The sequence below is a fragment of the Archangium sp. genome (genome assembly GCF_036388035.1).
Classification (GTDB): Bacteria; Myxococcota; Myxococcia; order Myxococcales; family Myxococcaceae; genus Archangium.
Genome location: NZ_DASVSO010000151.1, coordinates 1 through 21,907 on the forward strand (window position 1 = coordinate 1; position 21,907 = coordinate 21,907).

Annotated in this window: 14 protein-coding genes; 7 read left to right on the forward strand and 7 right to left on the reverse strand. The window is 67.1% G+C overall.

Features of this window, described 5'->3' with window-relative positions:
- The first annotated feature begins 32 nt into the window (after positions 1-32).
- Positions 33-6,665, forward strand: a complete 6,633-nt coding sequence (locus tag VF697_RS06645) for an RHS repeat-associated core domain-containing protein (RefSeq protein WP_331092649.1) — start codon at positions 33-35, stop codon at positions 6,663-6,665.
- A gap of 11 nt (positions 6,666-6,676) precedes the next feature.
- The gene (locus tag VF697_RS06650) at positions 6,677-7,120 is read left to right on the forward strand and encodes a hypothetical protein (RefSeq protein WP_331092650.1); all 444 of its coding nucleotides are present in this window, start codon (positions 6,677-6,679) and stop codon (positions 7,118-7,120) included.
- 156 nt (positions 7,121-7,276) lie between these two features.
- Here VF697_RS06650 and VF697_RS06655 read toward each other — a convergent pair whose 3' ends face one another.
- Together VF697_RS06655 and VF697_RS06660 are read right to left on the reverse strand one after the other, a co-directional pair.
- On the reverse strand, positions 7,277-8,263 hold the full coding sequence (locus VF697_RS06655; RefSeq protein WP_331092651.1) for a TerC family protein: 987 nt from the start codon (positions 8,261-8,263) through the stop codon (positions 7,277-7,279).
- 34 nt (positions 8,264-8,297) lie between these two features.
- Positions 8,298-9,194, reverse strand: a complete 897-nt coding sequence (locus VF697_RS06660; RefSeq protein WP_331092652.1) for a zinc metalloprotease HtpX — start codon at positions 9,192-9,194, stop codon at positions 8,298-8,300.
- Positions 9,195-9,548: 354 nt separating this feature from the next.
- Here VF697_RS06660 and VF697_RS06665 point away from each other — a divergent pair, with 354 nt between their 5' ends.
- Together VF697_RS06665 and VF697_RS06670 are read left to right on the forward strand one after the other, a co-directional pair.
- Positions 9,549-10,544: a carbohydrate-binding protein gene (locus VF697_RS06665; protein ID WP_331092653.1), complete on the forward strand. Its 996-nt coding sequence runs from the start codon at positions 9,549-9,551 to the stop codon at positions 10,542-10,544.
- Between the two features lie 253 nt (positions 10,545-10,797).
- Positions 10,798-12,405: a Rieske 2Fe-2S domain-containing protein gene (locus VF697_RS06670; RefSeq protein ID WP_331092654.1), complete on the forward strand. Its 1,608-nt coding sequence runs from the start codon at positions 10,798-10,800 to the stop codon at positions 12,403-12,405.
- 44 nt (positions 12,406-12,449) lie between these two features.
- Here VF697_RS06670 and VF697_RS06675 read toward each other — a convergent pair whose 3' ends face one another.
- The 4 genes from VF697_RS06675 to VF697_RS06690 are packed head-to-tail and all read right to left on the reverse strand — an operon-like array spanning position 12,450 to position 16,633.
- A complete protein-coding gene (locus tag VF697_RS06675; protein WP_331092655.1) occupies positions 12,450-13,160 on the reverse strand; it encodes a hypothetical protein in 711 nt (236 codons plus the stop codon).
- On the reverse strand, positions 13,157-14,260 hold the full coding sequence (locus VF697_RS06680) for a hypothetical protein (protein ID WP_331092656.1): 1,104 nt from the start codon (positions 14,258-14,260) through the stop codon (positions 13,157-13,159). The genes VF697_RS06675 and VF697_RS06680 overlap by 4 nt, the downstream gene beginning before the upstream one ends.
- Before the next feature lie 28 nt (positions 14,261-14,288).
- Complete coding sequence (locus VF697_RS06685; protein ID WP_331092657.1) at positions 14,289-15,374, reverse strand: hypothetical protein; 1,086 nt, start codon at positions 15,372-15,374, stop codon at positions 14,289-14,291.
- Complete coding sequence (locus tag VF697_RS06690; RefSeq protein WP_331092658.1) at positions 15,371-16,633, reverse strand: glycosyltransferase; 1,263 nt, start codon at positions 16,631-16,633, stop codon at positions 15,371-15,373. Before VF697_RS06690 ends, VF697_RS06685 begins: the two co-directional genes overlap by 4 nt.
- A gap of 370 nt (positions 16,634-17,003) precedes the next feature.
- Here VF697_RS06690 and VF697_RS06695 point away from each other — a divergent pair, with 370 nt between their 5' ends.
- Both VF697_RS06695 and VF697_RS06700 read left to right on the forward strand, forming a co-directional pair.
- Positions 17,004-19,736, forward strand: coding sequence for a galactose oxidase-like domain-containing protein (locus VF697_RS06695; protein ID WP_331092659.1), 2,733 nt, complete (start codon positions 17,004-17,006; stop codon positions 19,734-19,736).
- 75 nt (positions 19,737-19,811) lie between these two features.
- Complete coding sequence (locus VF697_RS06700) at positions 19,812-20,597, forward strand: 4'-phosphopantetheinyl transferase family protein (protein WP_331092660.1); 786 nt, start codon at positions 19,812-19,814, stop codon at positions 20,595-20,597.
- On the opposite strand, the gene VF697_RS06705 is transcribed toward VF697_RS06700, so the two are convergent.
- A complete protein-coding gene (locus VF697_RS06705; RefSeq protein WP_331092661.1) occupies positions 20,594-21,361 on the reverse strand; it encodes a thioesterase II family protein in 768 nt (255 codons plus the stop codon). The two genes, VF697_RS06700 and VF697_RS06705, sit on opposite strands and share 4 nt — an antisense overlap.
- 124 nt (positions 21,362-21,485) lie before the next feature.
- Here VF697_RS06705 and VF697_RS06710 point away from each other — a divergent pair, with 124 nt between their 5' ends.
- Entirely contained in the window at positions 21,486-21,899 is a 414-nt protein-coding gene (locus VF697_RS06710) for a PAS domain-containing protein (RefSeq protein ID WP_331092679.1), read from the forward strand.
- The last annotated feature ends 8 nt before the right edge of the window (positions 21,900-21,907 follow it).

The window sequence follows — 21,907 nt, forward strand, 5'->3', positions numbered from 1 at the left end:
TGGGCGGCCAGGCCTATCCATTTCCCAAGTGCGTGGCCGAGCCCAAGCCCTCCACCCGGGCGCTGTGCGCGCCGGACGCGTCACATAACAACATCCTCATCGTGGATGCGCCGCTGCCGGACCTCGATGCCCCGGAGGGAGCGCCGCCGCCGCCCGTGTTCATCGAGATGCGGTCCGCGCAGGGCTGGACGTACCGCTTCACCCAGGTGGCGCAGGGGCGGGACAAGGAGGGGCGCCGCAAGTGGCTCCTCACCCGCTACGGCGAGGAGCGTAAGGATCCGGGCCCGGACAAGAAGGCAGTCGCGGGTTCGGGCAACTGGACCTACATCGAGTACGACGAGGAGTCCGACCGCATCAAGGAGGTGGACTGGGATCCCGGCACCGTGAAGCTGGCGTTCACCTACAAGGACGTCGACCCGGAGAAGAGCCCAGGCCGGGTGCTGGCCCTCTCGCGCTCGCAGGGGTTCAAGTGGCTGTCGCGGGTGGAGTTGAAGCACAAGCCGGTGGCGAACAAGGTTCTCTACCAGGTCGACTTCGACCACGATGCCTATGGCAACCTGCTCCACGCAGTGCGCACGCAGTGGTCGGCGAGCGCGTCGTCCACCCAGGCGGGGCCGTACCCCCTGTGGAGCTACGAGTACCACCCCATCCCCGCGGGCATTACGGGACCGGAGCGCTGGGACGCCGCCAACGAGCTGAAGGGAGCGAAGCTCATCCACAGCGCTTCCGTGGTGGAGCCTCCGCCCGCGAGCGGAACGTGGGCCGTTCCCACCTCGCCCGTGCAGTGGTGGGCGACCTACGAGCGGGCCACCGCGTCCGGCTCCGCCGGCAAGTACCTGCACATGCAGGCTTACGAGATGGTGACCTCGGTGGGGATGACCGGCCAGCAGGGCAAGCGGGTGACGATTGAGTACCCGGATGGCCTGCGGCGGATCATCACCCGGGCGGACGGCGTCAAGGTGCAGTTCGATCTGAATGCTTACGGGAGCATCACCAAGAAGAACCTGCCCATTGAGGGCACCAGCTCGGAGATGGCCTGGTTCAACGACACCTCGCTGAGCGGCGACGTGATGTTGAAGTCGCAGACGTCCCCGACGGGCCGGATGATCGGGTTCCACTCCAATGACGCCGCCACGCCGGGGCGCAACCTGCTGGTCGAGAAGGTCACGCTCGATGCCGTACCCTCGGCTTCGGGGACTCAGCCGGTTGTCGGCCTTTCCACCAATGGTGTCCTGGGTACCTACCAGTACGCCAATGCGCGCAAGCCCGGCCGGCCCACCAGCGGCACCTATGCGACCGCCAGTGGCTCGGCGTCCTGGAGCGCTCCGGTGGATACCGAGGGCAGCCCACAGGGTGTCTCCGTTTCGCTTGCGGGGGATACCAAGACTCTCTTGGTTGGAGCCACGTATGACGATCGTGGCCGTCCTCTCACCGTGACGAAGGACGAGCAGGGCCGGTCGCTGGCATACGAGCAGTACGATGATGAGGCTGGCTTGGGACAGCTCAAGAAGCTGGTCCTGACGCACCCCGAAGCGAACCCGACAGAGGCTGCCCAGATCTACACCCGGCTGTTCACCTACGATGCCTACGGGCGCGTGGAGCGCGTGAAGGAGCTCGTGGGGACCGCGCTGTCCTCCTCGGAGACTTGGACCTACGATGGGTTGGGGCGCGTCCTGACGTACACCCGCTCGAGCACGCCAGTCGAGGAGTGGCATTACGAATACGTGGAGGGGAACAACAAGCTCACGACTCGCGAGTGGTTGGTGAAACAGCGGGAGTCGGAGGACCCCTCGCCACGACATGAGCGGGAGACCGTTGTCGAGGACGGTCTGATGGTGAGTGAGAAGTACTGGGTAGGTTCGCCTCATGGAGAGCAGCCCACCTCCGCGACCCAGGACGGTCTGCGGTACAGCCGGGTATCCCGTTCGTATGCGTATGTGAATGGGCGTCTGGACACGATGACGGACGAGCGAGGCTTTGTCCGGCGGAACATCTACGACCCCAACGGCCGGCTGCAGCAAGTGGAGGTCAACGGCCAGCGGGAGCTGGCCTACGAGCTCGATGACGAAGGCCGGGTGAAGAGCAAAACGGACCACCTCGGGCGCACGACAAAGATTGGCTACGACGTGCTCGGGCGGGCGGTGTCGTGGGACTACGGCAACAATGACGTGGACGGCGTTGAACTCGATCCTCAAGGCCTGGTGAAGCGCCGCTGGGTGGGAGTGCCGAAGGCCCACGTCATCGAGGTGAAGAAGCTGGACGCGCTTGGTCAGCCCGAGCACGAGGCCAGCGTGTCACCGACGGGGGGCATCAGCCTCTCCGAAAAGCGGGACGCGGCTGGTCGCCTGGTATCGCGCGTGGATGACGTGATGGGGCTGGAGGACACGTACGAGTACAAAGACGTGTTGGGCCGGCTCACCCGGCACGTACGAAAGGTGAAGACGAGGACGTCCTCGTCGGAGATCACGCTCGAGCGGCTTGAGACGCGGACGTATGACGATCAGGCCCATTCCACCACCATCGTCCGAAACATCCAGACCGGGCCCTCGTCCTTCCGGACCGAGTCCGAGACGCAGTACCTCGATCTCACGGGGCGGGTTCTCAAGGTAGAGCAGTCCCGTGAAAGCGGTATGGCGGTCGACGAGTACCGCTACAACGAGCGTGGGCAGGTTCGCTGGCACCGTTCACCTACGGGGGCTGTCACCGAATATCGGCATGATCCGATGGGCAATCTCGTCCAGGTGATCGCGCCGCCCGCCGGTGATTCGGGCAGCATCAAGACCACCTACCAGCTCTACAAGGACGGCCAGGTCGAACTCGAGAAGGGGCCGCACCCGGACTACAGCGTCTCCTACACCTACGACAAGTTCGGGGAGCTGGAGTCGAAGACCGTCGCCAGCACTGCAAGCACACCTGGAGCGACGTGGACGTACGCGCCGACGGGGAACGCTGGCGAGGTCGAGGAGACGCAGACGGCCGCCGAGAAGCTCGGGGGAACCCTCGAGACCGTCGTGACGGTTCGGCGCACCAATGCGCGAGGGAAGCTCCTCTTCGAGGGCGTGAAGAAGGGCGCGGACTATGCCCGGAGGACTGACCTCGCCTACGACGGTCCGTGGGAGCTTCGCCGGACGGTGCAGGAAGGGACGTGGAAGTCTACACTCGAGACCCCGGAGCGTGATGATCGCGGTCGTCCGACCCGCGAATTGGAGAGCTGGTCGCGCGATGACCTGGAACTGAGCTACCTCTACCAGACGACCACCACCTGGTTGGGCCGGGACGCAACCATCCGATACGCCTGGGCGACGCGCGGCTCCTCGCTGCCCCAGGAAGATTCCCAGCGCAACCGGGTAACGGAGGTGAGCGTCGACTCGCTGGGCAACGTGGTGCGGCGCACGCCCAAGGTGCCCATCTCCACCGACTGGTGGCTGTACGATGCGGACGGAAAGCTGGCGAGGCGGGAGTTGGTCGGGCGTCCCGCCACGGTCTTCACTTATGACCAGGGACTCCTAAGCACGGAGACCTACTCGGACGAGACCACGCTTTATGCGTACTACCTGGACGGACGCCTCAAGAGCCTGCAGGAGCCAGGGTCTGAGCTGGAAGGGCGGACCCGCTCCTACGAGTACTATCCGAGTGGCGCACTCAAGGCCGAGAGCTACGGCCGCGGTGGCGTGGCGCAGCGCACGGAGTACACATACGACGCCAGTGGCCGGGTGCACCAAGTGCTCCAGGGAGCACAAGTCGCCGGAACTGAACGGAAGACATGGACGTATGTCCATGGCTCGCGGGGCGAACTGTTGTCCGTGGCGCTTCCGGATGGGCTTGGGACTTACAACTACACCTACGATGGCCTGCTGAGGCTGAAGAGCGTGGCGGCGACCCCGGTGATGCCGGGAGTGCCTGAGATGGCGCAGCAGGAGTTCAGGTATGACTTCGCCGGCCGTATGACCCGGCGCCAGCGCGGGGGGCTGGGTGCTCCCTACTGGGAAACGACGTATGCCAATGGCGAGGCGACGACGGTTCCCTTGCCACCGGAGAGCTCGGGCCCGACAGATACGGTGGCCGGGACGGTCAAGTTGTTGGATGGCCGCGGTCGTGCCGTTCGGGTGACGTACGCGTCTCCCACGCCCAGCGAGTCCACCCATGACCTGATGCAGGTCTCCTACGAGTTCAACGGGATGGACCAACCGTTGAAGATCGAGGAGACGCGGAAGAGTTCGGCGCCGGTGATCAATACCTTCGCCTACGACCAGCGGGGCCTGCTGAAGTCTGTCAAGCGCGGCATTGACGAGATCACGTTCGACTATACGGCGAGTGGCCAGCGCTGGAAGATGAAGGTGTATGAGGGAGAGCTCCCTCCGCGCTCCGTCGAGTACCTCTATGATTCGAAGGATCGGCTCTATGAGATCGACCGGACGCCAATCGACAGTGCCCGCGGCAAGACGACGGTGAACTGGGAGCCCGGAGGCCAACGTGTCACTCGCATCTACGATGGCGCATTGGTGGAGCAGCGTTGCTATGACAACCTGGGCCGGCTGCAGGCGGTCATCAACGCGAAGCCTGGGGGATTTCCGGACTGCGCCGACCCCTTCAATCAGACCCTCGTGGCATACACATACACCTATGATGCGCGTGGCAACCGGTTGACAGAGACCCGAGGTGGCAAGGACATAACGCCACCTGAAGTTACCCAGTATGGGTATGACGCGGCGGACCGGCTTACGGGCGTGCGGTATCCGGATGGCTCTGCGGTGCTGTACTCGCTCGCGACCGATGGAACGCGTCAAGCCGAGAAGGAACTGACCGGGTATGGCGGTGGCTTGGAGCGGGACGCATACGGGCTGGCAGTGGACAACCCGGGTCAGGGCGTGGCGCTGAAGCGTGACTGGAGCTACGAGTACGACACCTTCGGCGGTCTCCAGCGCATCATGGACAAGACGTCCAATACGCGCGTCGCCGCGATCACCACGGACCGGTTCGGTCAGGTGCGGATCTACGAGCGTGGCCTGAGCACGAGCGAATACCGATGGGACGCGGCTGGACGTATCGCTCAGATAGAAGTCACACGCCGCGCATCCGTTGATGCTCCCGTCGAGAAGACGCTATCCCACTACACGTATGACTATGCGGGGCTGAGGCGGACGAAGACTGTTGGCACGGATGTGACGTCCTGGCTCTACGTGGAGGAGGAACTCGTAGAGGAGAGGCTCCCCGGCTCTGGCGCCAAGCTCATGTTCGAGCGGGTGGGCAGCCTGGTCACGGCGGTGGGGGGCGAGCGAATCCTGCACGATGGGCTCGGCAGTGCAGTCGGGCGCATCAAGGCGGGGGGTGTTGTGCCCAAGATGTACCGGTACGGCGCTTGGGGTGCATATCTGAATGGTACCGAGAGCCCGGACTCGGAGGAGAGCAGCCTTGGCTATACGGGTCATTCCTGGGACGGCGATGCGGGGCTCGTTTACGCTCAACAGCGTTGGTACTCGCCGGAGTTGGGCAGGTTCCTCAGTGAGGATCCGCTGGGGGCGAGCAACTACCTCACCACGCCCAACGAGCTGAATCCCTGGAGCTATGCGGCTGCCAACCCATTGCGGTACGTGGACCCGGATGGGCGGCAGGTGCAGGGCTCATTCGATACCTGTAATGCTCGGCCTGACCTCTGCCCGGCAGCCGCACGCACGGCGGCGGAGAATATCGCTCAAGCTCAACAGCAGGTGTACCAGGGGGCGGCGAAAGAGATTCTCAGGCCGGCGACCGATGTCGCTACCCAGACCCAGGGCTGGGGGTGGGCGACTCCTGCACAAGTCGTGTCCAGGGGCACGACGGCGGCTGTCGGAAATGCAAAGCTCTTTTGGACCTCGCTCAGTGGGGCTGTTGGAAGTGCCGTTGGGTTCTTCTCTGGCCGCAATTACTATGAAGAACAACGGGCACAGGAAATCGCGCAAGCAGAAGCGGAGGCGCGGCGCTTGGCCGCCGAGCGGAGTGCCTATGTCAAGGGCCTAGACGAGTCGCCCAGGATCGCTCCGTCTACCCCGGGTAGCGAAGGCCGCTCGGTTGAGGATCCTTCTGCTGGCGGGTCTCCGATGACCGACCCAAGTGGGCATGTCGATCCAATGGTCGACCCCGCTGGGAATACAGAGCCTCAGGAAGATCCGAATCTGGATCCTGATACGCGGCAGGCGGCTGATGACTTGGTGCCTGGCTCTGAAGAGCATAAGAAGGCCCGGTGGAAGGAGTACGAAGAGGTCAAGAAGGGAAAGTGGAAATACCCGCGTTGGAGCGACGCCTATGACCTGAACATGCAAAGAGCCAATAAGGCAAATGCTGCAGTCAAGGCGTACCACGAGCGATTGAGCTGGGGAAAACGCGAGGTCACGATTGATGTGGAAGGTGTTCCACGTCGATTGGATATCGCCGACGTCAAGCGCCAGCGCGGGGTGGAGCACAAGACTGGATACCAGGGATTGACCGCTGCGAATCAATGGGAGATCGCGAGAGATGAGATCCTTGTCAAACGCGGGTGGAACATCTACTGGTACTTCGAAGGTAGGGCGTCGAAGAGGTTGATCAAGGCTCTTGATGATGCGGGCATTGGGTGCGTGTATGCGCCGGGCGTTCCATGCCCTTCTGACGACAAACCAGGTTCTGGTGGTGGCGGAAGTAGCGAGTGATGAGGTTGGTGATGAAATCGATCAAGAATAAGAAAAAGGCGCTCGAACAATTTGAGGCTTGGCTCGGAGAGATGGAGCCGGCACTCCAAAAATTCCTGGGGACGCTGCCTCAGGAATTGGCACGGCAGCTCGACTTTTCTCCTACCTCACTGGCGGTAGTGGAGAAAATGATCCTTGAGCGGTATCCAACTTATGAGTCGACCGAGCCGCCCGAAGAGGCGCCCGCCATGGACGCCTTTGCGCGCTATGTCGGAGAGACCTTTCGGAAGAATGTTGGTGGGCGATGGGAGTTGAGGATCGATGATCCAAAGTATGTTTTCTATGGGATCCCCCAACTCAGTGGTTTTTCCGAGAAGAGCACGCCAATTTGCCCCCTCACGATGGTATCTGCGTCCACGGATAGGCGAACCGGGAAATACCTGGCGACAATCCTCGAGAATTGCAGAAGGGGATGAGCTGGGTCAGCAATGCTGCGATGACCATGCCTGTGCGGTCGCGCCTTGCGACACACTCATGGTAGGTCGAGCAGTGCCGTGAAATGCGACGACGCCGGTGGCCCTAGGACCCATCCGGCGTCGTCACTTTCCGAGTTAGCCAGGGTGGCCCTTGTCCTACTCAGCGGCCGCGGTTGGCCGGGCGTTGGGAGCCACGGTCGGGACCACCTGCTTGCGTTCCTGTGCCCGCGCCTTGAGCAGCGAGGCCACGATGGAGCCGCCCAGCAGCAGGGAGATGACACCCAGCGAGAGCGCGGGCGGCACCTTCACCACGTCCACCAGCGCCATCTTCGCGCCCACGAACACCAGCACCGCGGACAGGCCCACCTTCAGGTAGGAGAACTTCTCCACCGCCCCCGCCAGCACGAAGAAGAGCGAGCGCAGGCCCAGGATGGCGAAGATGTTCGAGGTGAAGACGAGGAACGGATCCGTCGTCACCGCGAAGATGGCCGGGATGGAGTCCAGCGCGAAGAGCACGTCCGTCAGCTCCACCAGCACCAGCGACATGAGCAGCGGCGTGGCCAGCTTCCGGCCGTTCTCCACCGTGAAGAAGTGGTCCCTATCGAAGCGCGGGGTGGAGGGGATGATCCGCCGCGCCATCTTCATCACCCAGCCGTCCTCCGGGTGCTCCTCCTTGTTGCGCTGCAGGAAGAGCTTCACGCCCGTGAAGATGAGGAAGGCGCCGAAGACGTAGATGAGCCAGTGGAAGCGCTCGAGCATCGCCACGCCGGCGAAGATCATCACCGCGCGCAGCACCAGCGCGCTCAGGATGCCCCAGAAGAGCACCCGGTGCTGGTAGAGCGAGGGAATCTTCAGCGCCGAGAAGATGACGACGAAGACGAAGATGTTGTCGATCGAGAGCGACTTCTCGATGAGGTAGCCGGTGAGGAACTGCATCGCCGGGGTGGACCCGAACTTCCACCAGATGCCCAGGTTGAACACCAGCGCGAGCGAGATCCACACGCCGCTCCACGCCAGCGCTTCCTTGAACTTCACCTCGTGCGTCTTGCGATGGAACACTCCCAGATCCAACGCCAGCATCAACAGCACGAACAGGATGAACCCACCCCAGAGGGCGGGGCTGCCTACGGTCTGTGTCTCCATGAAATTCGAACTCTCCACGGCCCTCGGGCCGTCGTCAGTGAGGGAAGGGAAGGGCGCTGCCGCTCCAACCCCGGGTGGACATCTGCATCGCCTGCTCGCGCAGCCGGCGCACGCGCTCCTCGGTGCGCGGGTGCGTGGAGAAGAGCGACAGGATGCTCTGCATCCCCGCGAAGGGGCTCACGATGAACAGGCTCGCCGTGGCCGGGCGCGCTTCCACCGGCAGCGCCATGGCCCCGGCCTCCAGCTTCTCCAGCGCGCGCGCCAGCGCCTCGGGGTCTCCGGAGAGCTCCCCGCCCGACTGGTCCGCCAGGTACTCGCGCGAGCGGGAGATGCCCATCTGGATGAGCGTGGCCGCGATGGGCGCCACCAGTGCGAGGGCGAGCGTTTGCAGCGGCGACAGTCCCTCGTCGCCGTCCTCGTCACGGCCCATGAACATGGAGCCCATGAAGCCCACCGCGTGCGCCATGTACGTCACCGCCGAGGCCACCGCCGCCGCGATGGTGGACAGCAGGATGTCCCGGTTCTTGATGTGCGCGAGCTCGTGCGCCAGGACGCCGCGCAGCTCCCGCTCGTCGAGCACTTGCAGGATGCCCGTCGTCACCGCCACCACGCCGTGCTCCGGGTTGCGACCCGTGGCGAAGGCGTTGGGCTGCGGCTCGTGCATCATGAAGACGCGCGGCTTGGGGATGCCGGCCCGCTGGGACAGCTCCTCCACCATCCGGTGGAGTCCGGGCGCTTCCGCCGGGCTCACTTCCTGAGCCCCGTGCATGGACAGCACCAGCCGGTCCGAGAAGAAGTAGGCCCCCACGTTCATTGCCAGCGACAGCACCAGCGAGGCGAGGAGGAATCCTTTGCCCAGCGCACCGCCAATACCGATGAGCACCACGGACAGCAGGCCGAGCAGCACCAGGGTCTTGATCTGATTCTTCATGGCTCCAGGTGAAATAGGAGCCAGACCATTCTTAGGCAAATAGGTAATCAGGGCGCTTTCCTTCGAAAAAACCGAAGTAGAGCGGGCGCTTGGATCCTCAGGCTGGAGCGCAGGCGGACGGACTTGGAGCGGGCACCCACGGACGGGATGACGGGCCGCTTCTCTCTGTTCAGAAGCCCAAAACCGGTGGGACCTGAACGTCCTCCGGGCTCGTGAGCACCCAGCCGGTCGCGGGGATGGTGGGCAGGCGTGGAGGCATCCGCGTCAACCCCGTGCTCGGAAACGCGCGACGCGGTGGCCTGGGCCTGCGTCGCACGCTCCGCCTCACGGCCCCCCCTTTTGGAGACAGCCTCGTTGATTCGACTCCGACTTCTGTCCGCTCTCTGTGCCTCCGTTCTCGTCTCCTCGATCGCCGGCTGTGACCCGGCGGGGCAGGGGCTCGACTCGCAGCCGACCCCCGACCTCCATGGCGGTAGCGCGGAGGGAGACACGCCGGGCAACCCAACGCCTGGAACGCCTGTCCCCACTCCGGACCCCGTTCCAGCTCCTTCGCCCACTCCCACTCCGGCGCCCGCGACGAACACGGATGTGTTCGGCGTCACCATGCTCTACCCGACGAAGGCCGGTGGCGAGACCTGGGCCCTCCCGGACAACGCGCCGAACGACAAGCGCTTCGACCCGCAGGACACCATCACGCGCAACGCGGACGGCTCCTGGAAGATGAAGAGCATCCAGGTCCGCATGGGCGTGCACACCTCCACGGGCTACGACGCGAAGAAGATTCCCTCGTATGACCGGGACGTCCTGGCGAGTCGCGGCTACATGCAGTCGCCCAACGACTGGAAGAACGTGGAGATGACTGGCTTCGTCAAGGTGAACGCCGCCAGCGACATGAGCGACAACTTCGCCTGGTACGCGCGCGGGGGTCGTCACAACGATGACCTGGCGTGCGAGGGCTCTTCGTACAAGGGCGGCCTGCACTTCGACGGCCGCGTGCGTTGGGAGAAGGAGACCTGGCACGTGAGCTACGACAACGCGCCCTACAAGACGGGCACCTCGTCCCTCAAGGGCCGCTGGGTGGGCTTCAAGGCCGTCATGCGCAACACCACCGCCAACGGCAAGCCCGCGGTGCGGCTCGAGACGTGGCTCAACGAGAACGCGGACAAGGTGACGTGGAAGAAGGTCTACGAGAAGGTGGATGACGGCTCGTGGGGCGGCGACGCCGATCACTGTGGCGGCTCCGTGCCGGCCATGCCCATCACCTGGGGCGGCCCCATCGCCACCTTCCGCTGGGACAGCGCCTCGGACGTGGACTTCAAGTGGTTGAGCGTCCGCGAGATTCTCGAGTGAGTTGGAGCCTCGGACTCCACCTCGGATGAAGGGCTGGGCGCGGGGATTTCCACCTTCCCCGCGCCTTCTTCAGGCCCGGTGCCAGACTCCTGCTCGGTGGTGAACGCGTGGCTCGTACCCGAGGGCCATGGCGGCATCACTCCCCCCACACCAGCCTTGCCGCGCCTCTGTCACGTGCGATGCGTACGTTCCGGTGGCCTCACTCCGGGACGATGGCACTGATGGTCCCGGATCTCGCGGGGGAGTCTTCAACATGCAGATCACGTTCCTCGGGCATGCCGGTTTCCTGGTCGAAACCCAACATGCGCTGGTGGTCGTCGACCCGTGGCTCTCTCCCGAGGGGGCGTTCGATTCCGCATGGATGCAATTCCCGCGCAATCATCACTTGGCGCCCCTGGTGCGCGAGAAGCTCGAGCGCTCGACGAAGGAGCGCTACCTCTACATCAGCCACGAGCACAAGGATCACTATGATCCCGACTTCCTGCGCACCCTGACGAAGCGGGACTTCACCGTCGTGCTGGGCCGCTTCCGCCGCACGGCGCTCCGCGATGAGTTCGAGTCCTATGGGGCCAGGCGCGTCCTCACCTGCGAGGACCAGCAGGAGGTGCCCATCAAGGGCGGCTACCTGAAGCTCTTCCTCACCGACACGGGCACCAACCGGGACTCGGCCCTGCTCGTGCAGGCCGATGGGCAGACGTTCCTCAACCTCAACGACTGCAAGATCCACGACAGGCTGCCGAACATCGTCGCCGAGGAGGGGCCGATCGACATCTTCACGGCCCAGTTCTCGGGCGCCATCTGGCACCCCACCAGCTACGACTACTCACGCGAGACGTACGCGGAGCTCTCGCGGCAGAAGCGCGCCAGCAAGTTCGAGGCGGTGGCTCGTGCCATCGAGACCGTGCAGCCGCGCGTCTACCTGGCCTCGGCGGGCCCGGCCTGCTTCCTGGATCCGTCGCTCTTCCACATCAACCTCGAGCCGGTGAACATCTTCCCTCGGGCCTCGGAGATGTTCACCTTCCTGCAGCACCGCATGGCGGGCAAGACGCCGCGCCTCATCGAGCCCATGCCCGGGGATGTGCTCGACGTGGGCGTGGGAGACCTCATCTCGCTGGCGCCCGAGCGCGTCACCGACGAGAACGTCTCGCAGTACCTGCGCTCCTACGCGGCGCTCCAGACGCGCGTCTTCCGCGAGCGGCGGCGCAACCTGATGCTCGAGGAGGTGGATCGCATCCACCTGCGGCTGCGCGAGGAGATGCAGCAGAAGCTGGACGCCTTCTCGCTGGCGGACCGGGTGACGATGCCCCTCTATTTTGGCCTCATCGAGCTGCCCGGACAGCTCATCCGCGTGGACTTCCGCGCGCGCCGGGTGGACGTCGTGGGTGAGGTGCGTGACCTGAGCCGGTACACGCTCATCGCGGGCGCCGCGGACATCGTCCGCGTGCTGGACCGCAAGCTGAACTGGGAGGACTTCCTGCTGTCCTTCCGCTTCCGGGCCTCGCGCTCACCGGACGTCTACGACGCCACCCTGCACAACTTCATCGCCGCCGAGGTGGAGGACCTGCGCGCCATGTGCGACGGCACGCTGGCCACCGAGGCGCGCAAGGAGCGCACCGTGGTCACCGTCGACGGGCAGCGCTACGCGGTGAATCGCTTCTGCCCGCACCAGGGCGCGGATCTCGAGGAGGGCTGGGTCGAGGAGGGCCGCTACCTCGTGTGCCCCCGCCACCGCTGGCGCTTCGACTTGCAGGACGGTGGCTCCTGCGGCACCAACGGGTGCTCCATCCAGGCCGAGCCCCTCGGCAAGGAGAAGGAGGAGGACAAGCGCGGGCCCTCCACGGAGACCCAGCCGTCGGTGTGAGGGACGCGTGAGGGACGTCCCCCTCGTCGGAAGGCGAGGGGGCGTTACGGTGTGGAGAGCAGCTCCACCTGGAACCGACCGTTGTCCGTGCGCAGGCCCACCGGGCCGTCGAAGGTGAGCGCCTCGGGCGGCAGCGTTCCTTCCCATACCGACTTGCCGTCCACCCGCACCTTCAGTTCCGCGCCCTGGAGCTCCGCTCGGAGCGTGTGGCTCTGGCCCGGCTCGAGCTCGGGCACGGCGCTCCTGGTGCTCGGCTTCACCGTCTGGTAGCCGCCGTTGCCGCAGTCGTCCGAGCGGTGCATCCCCGGGTTGTTCTTCACGGAGACCACCAGTCCCGGCTTCGGCTGGATGCGCCACATCACGTAGACGACGTTGCAGCCGTCCCGTGCCCGCAGCTTGAGCCCGATCTGCCGCCGCAGCTCCCCCGAGGCCAGCGGCACCTGCTCGCGCGTGGCTCCCAGGTAGGTGAAGCGCAGCTCCACGACCTGGGCCTCCGCTTCCCGCTTCGCTGAAGACACCAGGGCCCGCGCCTTCGGCCCCTCGCGGGACGGCGTCCACGCCATCACCGCACGCACCTTCGGCTCCTCGATGACCAGTCGCCCGTTGGGCAGCGGCTCCAGCTTCCCCTGCGTCACCCTCAGCCGCTTCGCGTCCACCCCGGCGAGGGAGTCGTCCGTCTTCATGGGCCTTCCCGCGGTGGCCGGTGGCGCGAGCAGCCCCAGCAGCGAGGCCACCAGGACCGAGCGGCTCGTCACGGCCGCTCCTCTCCGAGGAACCGGCCCAGCTCCGTCACGTGCGCCTTCAGCCAGGCCTGCTCCGCCCGCAGCCGCGCCAGCTCCAGCACCAGGTAGTCCCGGTAGCGGCGCACCTTCGCCGTCTCCATCGCCTGGAGCTCCTCGAGCTGCCCCGCCAAGTCGGTCACCAGCACCGACACCTCGCGCAGGCGGGCCTCGTCGGCCCCGTGCGCCGCTCGCAGCTCGCGCAGCAGCGCGGCCACCTCCAGGCTCACGCCCTCCACGTCCTCCTCGAGCGCCAGCCGACGCCCCTCGCGCGCCCGCGCGTTCGCCGCCGGCTGCCAGAGGCTCCCCAGGTTGTACGAGACCGTCAGCATCCCGAAGAGCGGCACGTCCTGCCTCACGTTGACCAGCTCGTCGTACCCTCCGCGCAGCCGCACGTTCCACGCCGACGCGCGGCGCAGGCTCCCGGACTCCTGCTCCACCCGGTCATCCGCCGCTCGCAGCTCCTGGAGCCAGGTGGACAGGGGGCGCTCGGCGGGGCGGGGCAGGGCGGCGAGCCGCTCGCGCTCCTTCGCCGTCTCGTGCGCCAGCGCCCGCAGCCCGTCCAGCCGCAGTTGAAGCGCGTTGAGCTCCTCCAGGGTGGCCCGGCCCTGCTTCACGTCCTCGCGCAGTGAGGCCAGGAGCTGCTCGGCCTCGGGCAGGGCTCTCTCCAGCACCTGGGCACGCGCGGCCAGCGCGGCCTCGGCGCCCACGTCCGGCCCCCGCTTCACGGCGGAGCGCAGTGCCGAGCTCGCCCGGTAGCGCTCGCACTCCGCCTCCGCCCGGCGGCGGATGGCGAGGCCCCGGTACAGCCCCACCAGGTCGTAGTTCAGGCCGGCGGTGATGCGTGGCGTGGGGCCGCCCAGGGGCACGCCCCCGCCGTCTCCAGCCTCACCCGCGTTCACCAAGCCCACGCTCGCGAACACGTCCGGCGCGAGCAGCACCGCCGACTCGGCCTCGCCCACGCCGCGCACGAAGGCGCAATAGCCCGGGTCGCGCGCCTCGCCGGCCGGCTCCTGGGCGCGTGCCGCTCCCGCGCCGAGGCCCGCCAACACGCCCCATGCAATTGCCCACCGCATCCGTGTCTCCTTTTTCCGGGCTCCGCCGCTACAGGAACAGCGGCGGTCGCCCCAGGTGCAGCAGCTCCTCGCGCGCCCAGCGCTCGTCCTGGAGCTGCAGCTCCACCATCACACCTCGCAGCATCGACTGGCGCACCGGGTGCTTGACGGTCACCTCTCCTTGGAGTGGGTGGCCCACCACGCCCACCTCCCGGCACCACAGCAGCCGCAGCGCGCACCGGTAGAGCGGGGTACCCGCGGGCGCGCTCTCCAGGTTCTCGTACGGCACGAAGCCCACCGTCAGGTCCTTCTCGATCGCCTCCAGCCACGGCGAGCTGCGGATGGTGGCCAGCAGCGCGTCGTAGCGCCCCACCGCCTCGTCCAGCGAGCGCAGGCTGTCCTTCAGGTGCGCCTGCTCGCTCTTCGCGCGCGCCACCTCCAGCACCGAGCGCGTGTACTCCCGCTCCAGCAGCAGCACCTGCGTGGTGAGTCCCTCGGCCTTGCCGGCCAGCGAGGCCTCGAGGCCCGCCAGCTCCCGCTTCAGCGCCTCCAGCTTCGTCTGCAGTTCGGCCGAGCCCTCCGCCAGCGACAGGTTCGTCTGCGCCATCTGCGCCAGCTGGTGGTTGGCCGTGAGCCGCTCCTCGCGCTCCAGCAGCTTCGCGTTGTAGAGGGCCTCGGTGCGCGTGCGCGCCATGCCCGCGTAGGCCCGGTTGGACTCGGTGATCTCCCCGGCCGCCTCCTGGTACTCCTGGCGCAGCGTGGCCAGTCGGCGCAGCGCCCGGGCCCGGGACTCCCGCTCGCTCCCCAGGGCCACCCGGAAGCGCTCCTGGAAGTCCTGCTCGGAGCCGAGGAGCCGCTCGGCCTGCTCCAGCCGGCCTTCGAGGTCCCGCTTGTCCGCCAGCAGCTTGTCCCGCGACGCCGCCTGCTGCGCGAGCTGCGCGTTGAGCTGGAGGATCTCCGGATCCGTGGGCGAGACCACCGTGGGCGTCAGCCAGCCGCGGCTCACGAAGAAGAACGTCTGCACGCCCAGGTACGAGACGAGGCCGATCAGGATGATCGACAGCAGCACCGTGCCCAACGCCTTGTAGACGTTGACGGCGAGGGTGTTGACCTTGTTGACGAGGCGCTGGTTCATGGCGTCGAGCCCCCTCCAACCGGCTGTGTGGGTGGTAGCGCGCTGGGAGTTCCGTCCGCGGGTGCGGGCGGCTCGCTGGTGGCGGTGCCCGGCTTGCTCCGCGTCTCCCAGCTCCCCGAGTCCAGGGTGAAGAGCGCCAGCGGCGTGAAGAGCGCGTAGGTGATCGGCATCAGCAGCCCCATGGGCAGGAAGGAGAGCGCGGAGACACGCATGTCCGGGGGCAGCTCCCTCTTGTCGATGCGGTAGATGACCCCCATCGCCCCCATGACGAGCATGTGCAGCAGCAAGACCCCCCAGAACTGCCCGTTGAGAAGGTTGTGGACGATGATGACGGGATAGGAGAGCAGCAGCGCGAGCTGTGACACGTAGTGGACACACACCACCGGGTGCAGCCGCCACGCGTGGCTGAGCCCACAGAGCATGTCCACGAGGTTGGAGCGCCGCCACCGCAGCTGCTGCGAGAAGTAGCCCGAGAGCGTGGCCGGCGCGGCCGTCTGGCACCAGGCCTCGGTGGTGTAGACCGTCTCGTAGCCCGCCTTGACGATCTGCCGCGTGAGGAAGCGATCCTCGCCGTACTTGATGGGAATGCCGGCGATGTTGCGCGCCTCGAGGATGGGATCCAGCTCCAGCAGCACATGGCGCCGGTACGCGGTGAGACACCCGGACAGGCAGAGCACCGAGCGGAAGCTCCGCTCCAGGTCCTTGAGCCACTCCTGGGCGAAGTAGAACTTGATCTCGATCATCCGCGTCATCCAGTTCTGGTGACGGTTGGACACGTAGGTGCGGCCGCCCACCGCGGCGATGTTCGGGCTGACGAAGCGCCGCACCAGCTCGCGCACGGCGCTCGGGTGCACCACCACGTCCGAGTCCACCGAGACGATGAGCTCGCTGTCCACCTCGCGCACGGCCCGGGCGATGCCCTTGCGCTTGCCCATGTTGTGGGGGTTGCGCATCACGCGCACGTTGGCGTGGCCCTCGGCCGCCTTCATCGCCCAGGCGTAGCTGTCGTCCGTGGAGCAGTCATCCACCACGCAGATGCCCAGCTTGTCGTGGGGATAGTCCTGCGCCAGCAGGCTGCGGATGGCGTGGTAGATGCCCTCGCCTTCGTTGAAGAGCGGGATGATGACGCAGACGGTCGGCTGGTAGCCGTCGTCCGTGGCATCGACCCGGCGGCCGCGCACCCGCCGCAGCAGCGGGCCGAGCACGTACCGGTTCATCATCACCACCAGGACCAGCAGATGAACGGGGAAGAGTTCCATACACCACCCGGCGTCGCAGGTGAGCCCGACGCGCCCTCAACGCACACACACCCCTCGCGGTCGCTCCGCGGCCTCGCCTCGCCCTGCCGTTGTCCCCCCTCGTCTCCCGATCGCCGCGCCCTTCCCCGGGCGCTGCTTCGGGGCGGCCTCAAACTCGGCGCGTGCCAACCCGTGGACAACTGCCCCCTGGGACAATGAAAGCGCTCGTCACCAACTGCGCACCCCCCTCCTGTTGTCGGATGCAGGGATACATCGTGCCCCTCGCTGTCCGTGGGTGATCACACGTTCCGCACTCGGGCACCGCTTGGCAACGCCGGGGGGGGGCCTACGTTCACCTTCCGTAGCCGTATGGGGTTGGGCGAGGAGGGGGATGATGGCGCGGTCATTGATGAGGTGTTGGGGGAGACGTCTGCTGTTCGCCCTGGGCACGCTGCTGACGGCGGTGCCGCTGGCGGCGAGGGCGGCGGATCCCAAGGTGGCGGGGGAGTGGGCGCCGATGACGCTCTTCCCGGTGTCCATGACGCATACCCACCTGCTGCCCACCGGCAAGGTGATGTTCTTCGGCGAGTTCGAGGAGGGCCTGGAGCCGCCGCAGCTCTGGGACCCGGAGACGGGGCTGCTCTCGGCTCTGCCGGTGCCGGACTACAACATCTTCTGCGCGGGCCACTCCTTCCTGGCGGATGGACGGCTGCTGGTGACGGGAGGCCACGAGGAGTCGCACGTGGGCTACCCCTACGTGAGCATCTTCAACCCCTTCACGCTCTCGTGGAGCCGCACGCAGAGCATGAACGACAACCGGTGGTACCCCACCAACACCACGCTGCCCAACGGGGACGTGCTGGTGCTCTCGGGCGAGACCCACGCGGCGGGCACCTGCAACGAGCTGCCCCAGGTGTGGCAGCCCGCGACGGGCACCTGGAGGAACCTCACCACCGCTCAGCGCGACGTGCCCTATTACCCGCGCATGTTCCTCGCGCCCAACGGCAAGCTCTTCTACGCCGGCCCCCAGCGGCAATCCCGCTGGTTGGATCCGGAGGGCACCGGGACCTGGTTCGAGAGCGCGCGCGGCGGGTACCCCGGCCGCGCCTACGGCTCGGCGGTGATGTACGGCTCCAAGGTGCTCCTCATCGGAGGCGGCTCTCCGCCCACGGCCACCGTGGAGGAGATTGATCTCGCCGCGCCGAATCCCACCTGGGTGGCCCGGGCCCCGATGGCCTGGCCCCGGCGGCAGCTCAACGCCACCCTGCTGCCGGATGGCAAGGTGCTGGTGACGGGCGGCAGCAGCAGCGATGAATTCGATGACGAGAGCCTGCCGGTCAAGGTGCCGGAGCTCTTCGACCCCGAGACCAATACCTGGACGAAGCTCGCGCCGGCGACGGACTACCGGGGCTACCACTCGACGGCGCTCCTGCTGCCGGATGGGCGCGTGCTGACCGGCGGTGGCCGCAACCGGCGCTCGATGGAGATCTTCTCGCCCCCGTACCTCAAGCAGGACGGCCCGCGCCCCGTCATCCAGTCCGCGCCGGGCGTCGTCAACCCGGGGACGAGCTTCCTCGTGGAGACCCCGAACGCGGCGCAGGTGGCCAAGGTGACGCTGCTCGCCCTGGGCTCGGTGACGCACGCCTTCGATCAGCACCAGCGCTTCCTCAAGCTGCCCTTCACCCTGACGAGCGGGGGCCTGAGCGTGAGCGCTCCCGCGAGCAACGTCGCCGCTCCTCCGGGCTACTACATGCTCTTCCTCGTGGACGGGCAGGGCGTGCCCTCGGTGGCGAGCATCGTGCGGATCGGCACGGTGGCGCCGCGCGCGCAGAAGAAGATCGTCCTCGCCGACACGTGGAAGTACGACGACCGCGGCATCGACCAGGGCTCCGCCTGGCTCGCCCGCGACTTCGATGACTCGGCCTGGAAGACCGGCAATGGCCAGTTCGGCTACGGCGACGGGGACGAGGGCACGGTGGTGAACCAGGGCTCGCCCACCATCCCCACGGTGTACTTCCGCAAGAAGATCACCCTGGACAACCTCGTCACCGCGGCCAGCCTCGAGGTGCTGTACGACGACGCCGTCGCCGTGTGGATCAACGGCGTGCAGGTCTTCTCCCGCAACATGGGGAGCGGGATGGCCTATGGCGCCTGGGGGACGGGCTCGGCGACCAACGCGTACGAGCGCGTCTCGCTCCCGCTCACGTCCAACCCGTTCCGCGTGGGAGAGAACGTGGTGACGGCGATCGTGAAGCAGGTGGCCGCCACCTCGACGGACCTCACCTTCGCGCTCGGGCTGGAGGTGGAGCAGGCCACCGGTCCGGTGCCGGACACGCTGGTGCTCACCGCGCCCAACGGCGGCGAGGTCTTCCAGCCGGGCGTCTCCACCTCCATCACCTGGTCCAGCAGTGGCAACGTGGCGAGCGTGGACCTCGCGTTCTCCACGGATGGCGGCACGAGCTGGACGCCCATCGCCTTCGGGGTGGCCAACACGGGCGTGTACGGGTGGACGGTGCCCAACGTGAGCAGCAGCCAGGTGCGGGTGCGCGTGTCCCGCGTCGGCGGCACCGCGCTGGCGGACGTGAGCAACGCTCCCTTCACCATCAGCCGGCAGACGAGCGTCATGGCCATCCCGTTCCGGTCCGTGTGGAAGTACCAGGACAGCGGGTTGGATCCGGGCCTGAGCTGGAACACCGGGGAGTTCAATGACGCGGCGTGGCCGTCCGGCGCCGGGCAGCTCGGCTACGGGGATGGGGACGAGGGCACGGTGATCACCCGCACCACCCCGTCCCAGTCGAGCGTCTACTTCCGCAAGAAGATCGTCGTGAACGGCGCCGTCTCCGAGGCCAACCTGCGCGTTCTCTTCGACGATGGCATCGCGGTGTGGGTGAACGGGACGCTCGTGTTCTCCCGGAACGTGGACAAGGGGACGGCCCACGACAAGTACGCGAGCGCCGGGACGGAGAACGAGCTGGCCGCCGGCACCATCCCCGCGGGCGTGTTCGTCCATGGGGAGAACACCCTCGCGGTGGTGGTGAAGCAGACGGGTGGGTCCTCGCCGGACCTGACGTTCGACCTGGAGCTGCAGCTCGGCGTCATCAACAGCAACCTCACCGGACGGTGAGCTGGGAGGCGACGCGCCAGCCGAGAGGCTGGCGCGTGCGCCCGTGACGCGATAGGGGTGGGGCTGGTCCTCGCCATGACGCCGAGCCCCCCAGAGCAGCCCCTGTCGCTGCGGCCAGATGAGGTCCACCTGTGGGCGGTGGAGCCGGAGCGTGTGACCGAGCCCCGGCTCCTCGCGGCCTACCTGGCGCTGCTCGACGAGGACGAGCGGGAGCGGCGCCTGCGCTTCCGCTTCGAGAAGCACCGGCACCAGTTCCTGGTGTCCCACGCGCTGGTGCGCGTCACCCTGTCACGCTACGCGCCCATCCCCCCCGAGGCCTGGCGCTTCGTCACCAACGCCTACGGGCGCCCCGAGCTCTCCGGCGAGGCCCCGCCCCGGTTGCGCTTCAACCTCTCGCACACGGACGGCATGGCGGTGTGCGCGGTGGCACTCGACGTGGACGTGGGCGCGGACGTGGAGGACTCGAAGCGCCCCGGCCAGACGGTGGAGCTGGCCAATTCCTTCTTCGCGCCCGTCGAGGTGGCGGCCCTGCACGCCCTGCCTCCCGAGCGCCAGCGCGAGCGCTTCTTCGACTACTGGACGTTGAAGGAGTCCTACATCAAGGCCCGGGGCGCGGGGCTGAGCCTGCCGTTGGAGCAGTTCGCCTTCCACCTGGAGCCCGGCGAGTCGCCGCGCATCTCGTTTGATCCCCGGATGAGGGACGAGCCCGAGTCCTGGCAGTTCGTGCAGGTGAGGCTCTCGGAGCAGCACCCCGCGGCGGTGGCGGTGCGCCGGGCCCGCGGCCTGCCGCTGACGGTGCGGTGCCAGCGGACCGTCCCCCTGGCGGGAGACACGCCGCCCTGGTTCGTCTCCGGCGGTTAGGAACCGACCTCGGGGCACCAGCGGACGAGCTCCTCGCGCAGTGCCTCCAGCAGGGGCGCGCGGGCGGTGCGCAGGAAGAAGTGCTTGCCGGGGAAGTGGCGGACCCGGAACTCGCCCGTCGTCAGCTCGCGCCAGTGCACGTGCTCCCCGGGGGGGACGTGGGGGTCCTCCTCGCCCATCCAGGCGGAGATCGGGCAGCCCACCGGCTGAGAGGGCAACATCGCGTCGGCGAGGGCGAAGTCGGCACGCAGGCTCGGCAGGATCATCTCCAGCAGCTCGCGGTGCTCGAAGACGAGGGCGGGCGTGCCCTCATACGTGCGGAGCAGCTCGATGAAGGCCGCGTCATCGAGGTGGTCACGGATGGGCCGGGGGCGATGGGGCGCGGTGGCGGCGGCCATCACCATCCCGAGGGGCAGGGGCGCGCCGCGGGCCTGCCAGCGCTGCGCGAGCCCCAGGGCGAGCCGCGTGCCCATGCTGTAGCCGAAGAAGACGAAGGGCTTGTCCAACAGCGGGGCGAGCTGGGGCTCCAGCGCGTCCAGCAGTGGGGACATCTCCCGGAAGGGCTTCTCCAGGATGCGTCGCTCACGGCCCGGGAGCTGGATGGCGCACAGCTCGACGTCCGCCGGCAGCGCCGCGCTCCAGCCGTTGTAGATGGAGGCGCCTCCCCCCGCGTACGGGAAGCAGAACACCCGCAGGCGCGCCCGGGGGTTGGGCTGGCGGGTGGGAAACCAGGGATGTACGGGTTGCGCGGATGGTTTCGTCATCTTTTTTAAGCTCGGGTGTATTTCATAGCAGGGAATCCCACCTGGCTGGGGCGCTTTGACGCGCGGAGCGGGCGTTCCGAAAGGCCCACCATGTGCTCCCAGGTAGGCCTACCGCGAACTCTTCCTGGCCATCGTCGAGGAGATGCCGGACGCGGTCTTCACGAAGGAGCTCCAGGGCCGCTACACGTTCATCAACAGCGTCGGGGCGCGCTACCTGGGCCTGCCGGTGGAGCAGATCATCGGCCGCAAGGACAGCGAGCTGATGCCTTCGCAGGAGGCCCAGAACACGCTGGAGTTCGATCGGCAAACGCTGCTCGCCGGGCGCACCCTCCACGCGGAGATGAGCGAGTGGATGGCGGGAGTGCAGCGCGAGTGGCTCTCCACCAAGGGGGTGCTCCGCCGGCCGGACGGACAGGTGGTGGGGTTGTTCGGCATGGCGCGGGATCTGTCGCACCACCGGCGCGGGGAGGCGGCCCAGCGGCAGAGCGAGGTTCTTCTTGGAATCCGTCCGCCCCGTTACGCAGCTTTCTTGGGCTGAGTTGCTCC